Origin of the sequence: Algorimicrobium algoritergicola (assembly GCF_008086165.1) — a bacterium.
Lineage (GTDB): Bacteria > Bacteroidota > Bacteroidia > Flavobacteriales > Flavobacteriaceae > Algorimicrobium > Algorimicrobium algoritergicola.
In genome coordinates, this window is the sequence record NZ_VSKL01000015.1 from 1 (window position 1) to 4,189 (window position 4,189).

Below are 4,189 nucleotides of genomic sequence, written 5' to 3' on the forward strand. Positions count from 1 at the left end.
TTTTTTGAAAGGACAATCTACGCGAGTTTCAACGACTTAAAATCGAGGTCTAAAAGCCTCATAGAACTGTACGAAATCTGTGTAGAAAAGAGAGGGGATTTTCAATGTTGACGAGATCAAAGTCTCTGCGTGTATATTAACCTTATTCCTCTCTTTTGTGCTTTCTTATTAATAGGCCTTAATTTAGTGTTTTTATTAAAATGCTAACTTAAGCCGTGTATCATTAATTGCTGTGCTCTCTCCTACTTGGAAAATTCCTCCGGAATTTTCTCTGGTTCGTTTTTGTTTACTAAATTGGTTCCTTAAACACGCAACTAATCATACACGAACACGTTGTAAGTAATGCCGAAAACCCACGAATTTGAATGAACAAAACAATATTTGAAATTACCAAAATGGATTGTCCTTCAGAGGAAAATCTAATCCGAATGAAATTGGACGGAATTTCAAGTATTGCCAATTTGGACTTTGACATTCCGAATCGAAAATTGACCGTTTTTCACAGCGGAGAAATTGACCAAATCGAAAAGTCAGTTATCGAACTGAATTTAGGCGGAAAGAAAATCTCAACGGAACAAACCGACCAAACGGAATTTAAAGAAAACGAAAATCAGAAAAAGCTACTTTGGTCTGTACTTGCAATCAATTTTGCTTTTTTCATAATTGAAATGACAACAGGAATTATCTCAAAATCTATGGGACTTGTTGCTGATAGTTTGGATATGCTTGCAGACAGTTTTGTTTATGGAATTAGTTTGCTTGCGGTTGGTGGAACAGTAATAAAGAAAAAACGGATTGCCAAACTTGCTGGATATTTTCAAATAACACTTGCGATTATTGGATTTGTAGAAGTTTTAAGGAGATTTTTCGGAGACGAGAAACTTCCCGACTTTTCAACAATGATTATCGTCTCGATTTTTGCACTTATAGCTAACGGAATTTGTCTCTACATTTTGCAAAAGTCAAAGAGTAAAGACGAGGCACATATGAAAGCAAGTATGATTTTCACTTCGAATGACGTGATTATCAATTTAGGAGTAATAATTGCTGGAATTTTGGTAAATTGGTTGAGTTCGAGTAAACCTGATTTGATTATTGGAACAATCGTTTTTGCGTTGGTAATTCAAGGTGCATTCCGAATACTAAAATTGAGTAAGTAAGCGAAAAAGCACTACTTACAACACCGTGTATAATTAATTGCTAGGTTCTAGCCTACTTGCGAAAATTCCTGCGGAATTTTCACGGGTTCGTGAAAGTTTGCTAACTTACTCGCTTAACCACGCAACTAATCATACACATAAACGTTGGCAACCATTGCTGTACCGCAAAAATTTCTAAAAAAAGATCTCACTCTATTCTTCCGATTTATCACTGTTACGGAACATAACGCACTTCCGATTTACCACTGTTGCGCTCAATTCTGTCGCTTTAATAAAACTAAAAAATCGATTTTAAACTACCGACTGGCTTCAAACCCAATCCAACCGTTTGGTTTTTAAAAAATAAACGGTTGCCAACATAGTGTATAAAAAATGCTTACTTTAGTCCCTAATCAAGTGTAAATGTGCGTTTGCCACCTTCCGATTTTCCTGCGGAAAATCCTCGGACGCAAACTCGCCCATTTCATACACTTACCGTTGTGCATAATTTGAGAAAATGAAATTCATAGGGAAATTTATCGTTTTGATTTTAATTGTTTCTTGTTCAAACAAAGAGACCACTTTGGAACAATATGCGAATTATCCTGTGAAATTTGCTAAACAGAAAATCAATTATCCGACTAATGACTTTTTAATATTTATTCCAAAAAATTGGGAATGGAAAGTTGAAAGTTATGACAATGAAAATATTATTTTAGGAATTGATGTCAGTTCCAAACCTGACAAAGACGGATTTATCGATATGATTTCTATCCAAAAGATTAAAAGTTTCGGAGAGAACAAAGACTTGAAATCTGAATTTGACTATTGCTTAAACATAATAGAAAACAATTCGCAGAAAAGAAAAATAATTGAATCTGGTTTTACGGAAATCTTGAATCAAAAATCATATTTCCTGCACACGAAATCGGACACAGATAAATATGGAGAAACGGAAATAATAAGTTTCATTCTAGACAGTGGAATTGAAGGTGTTTTCTATAATTTAACTGCATCAGCATCACAAACAAGGCAATTAAAGAAAAATATGTCGATTTTAGTTCAATCTTTAAAGACATTTGAAAAGCTGAATAAATAATAAAAAACTATGCACAACACCGTGTATAATTAATTGCTTGGAGAGTGTTTAAAGTGTATCAAGGAAATTCTACCGAATTTCCTCTACGTAGTTCCTTTTTGTTATTTTAGTGCTTAAAGCAACTAACCATACACAACAACGTTGGCAACCATTGCTGCACGGCAAAAAATTCTAAAAAAAGATCTCACTCTATTCTTCCGATTTATCACTGTTACGGAACATAACGCACTTCCGATTTACCACTGTTGCGCTCAATTCTGTCGAATTAATAAAATTAAAAAATCGATTTTAAACTGCCGACTGGCTTCATACCCAATCCAACCGTTTGGTTTTTAAAAAATAAACGGTTGCCAACATAGTGTATAAAAAATGCTTACTTTAGTCCCTAATCAAGTGTAAATGTGCGTTTGCCACCTTCCGATTTTCCTGCGGAAAATCCTCGGACGCAAACTCGCCCATTTCATACACTTACCGTTGTAAGCAATTTGAACAAAATTCAAACAATGAAGAAAATTCTGAATTTAATTCTCATTCTGTTCGTGATTAATATTTACGGACAAGAAGTGAATACGGAATATTTAGAATTAAGAACTAATCTTTTGGAATCTAACACGGAATTAGTTATTGAATTTAATACTATTTGTTTTGGTGGAGAATATCTAAATATAGATGATGCGGAAGATTGTGTTTATGCAAGACCGTTCTACATCTTTTGGACTAAAAATGGTAAATATTTCAAACGTAAGTTTTCAAATTGCAAAATATTCCCAGAGTCGGAAATGGAGCAATCTGAATTAATTGATGAAGTGAAAAAAAATCTGACCAAAATAGAAAAAGCCGAAATTTTACCTGTAATTCAAAAGACAAAGAATTCTAATGGAGAAATTGAAACCACATCAGTATCAGTCGACCATTTTTGTGAATCAAAATTTGTGATTCACACTGCAAATGAGAAAATAGTTAAAATTATAAGTGATTTCGACTTACAAACTAAATTTATTGACGAGAATCTGCCGAATGATAATTATTTAACGAATCAAGCGTCAATTTTAAATACGATTTTTAAGTTGGCTGAAAAAGAAATTAAATAAAAACTGCTTACAACACCGTATATAATTTATTGCTGGTTCTAGCCTACTTACGAAAATCCTCGCGGATTTTCTATTCGGTTTTTATTTGCTAAATTACGTGCTAAACCACGCAACAAACCATATACAAACACGTTGGCAACAATTTGGAAATGATTCGTAATTGATGTATATTTACACCAAATAATCAAATTATGTCAAGACAAAGTATATCATTTACAGAACCTAACGACGAATGGCTGAAAGCTCAAGTCAATGGAAAAGAATATTCAAGCAAAAGCGAATTAGTAAACGATTTAATTAGACAAGCTAGAAAACAACAAGTCGAAATTGATTGGGTTCGAACTAAATTGGAAAAAGCTGAAAATAGCGGATTTACAAGCAAATCAAAAAATGAAATTTTAGCTCAATCAAAAACTTTACTGAATGGCTAAATATCGATTAAGTAACGAAGCTAAAAATGACTTAATCCGAATCCATCACTATGGAGTTAAAAAATTTGGAATGACTCAAGCGGATAAATATTTTGAATCATTCTTTGAATATTTTGAAATTATTTCCCAAAGACCTTTTTCATTCGAGTCGGTTGATTATATAAAAAAAGACTACAGAAGATGTGTTTGCGGAATAGATAGTATTTACTATAAGATAAATAATGACGTTGTTGAAATAATGGCAATTGTCGGAAGACAAGATTTAAACGACATACTGTAATCTGAATAATAAAAACTGTTGCCAACAAAGTACTGTGGTAAAAAACAAGTAAAAACTCATTAACTTTTCACCAAAGTACTTCTGTAAGTATCCTCATATATTAATCCTGATTTTGCAATAGCAAAAGCCTGTTTTAGTAGCTTATTACA

At 32.9% G+C, this 4,189-nt stretch carries 5 protein-coding genes; all 5 read left to right on the forward strand.

Annotated features, from left to right (window positions below; translation table 11 throughout):
- The first annotated feature begins 365 nt into the window (after positions 1-365).
- The 5 genes from ES675_RS16205 to ES675_RS16225 all read left to right on the forward strand — a co-directional run bounded on the left by ES675_RS16205 (position 366) and on the right by ES675_RS16225 (position 4,040).
- Positions 366-1,160, forward strand: coding sequence for a cation transporter (locus ES675_RS16205; RefSeq protein WP_066257246.1), 795 nt, complete (start codon positions 366-368; stop codon positions 1,158-1,160).
- A 496-nt stretch (positions 1,161-1,656) separates the two neighbouring features.
- On the forward strand, positions 1,657-2,238 hold the full coding sequence (locus ES675_RS16210) for a hypothetical protein (protein ID WP_066257244.1): 582 nt from the start codon (positions 1,657-1,659) through the stop codon (positions 2,236-2,238).
- A 503-nt stretch (positions 2,239-2,741) separates the two neighbouring features.
- Positions 2,742-3,329, forward strand: a complete 588-nt coding sequence (locus ES675_RS16215; RefSeq protein WP_157448704.1) for a hypothetical protein — start codon at positions 2,742-2,744, stop codon at positions 3,327-3,329.
- Positions 3,330-3,520: 191 nt separating this feature from the next.
- Positions 3,521-3,760 carry a ribbon-helix-helix domain-containing protein gene (locus tag ES675_RS16220; RefSeq protein ID WP_066257237.1) on the forward strand — a complete coding sequence of 80 codons (240 nt, stop codon included), beginning with the start codon at positions 3,521-3,523 and terminating at the stop codon, positions 3,758-3,760.
- Positions 3,753-4,040, forward strand: a complete 288-nt coding sequence (locus tag ES675_RS16225) for a type II toxin-antitoxin system RelE/ParE family toxin (protein ID WP_040492734.1) — start codon at positions 3,753-3,755, stop codon at positions 4,038-4,040. The genes ES675_RS16220 and ES675_RS16225 overlap by 8 nt, the downstream gene beginning before the upstream one ends.
- The last annotated feature ends 149 nt before the right edge of the window (positions 4,041-4,189 follow it).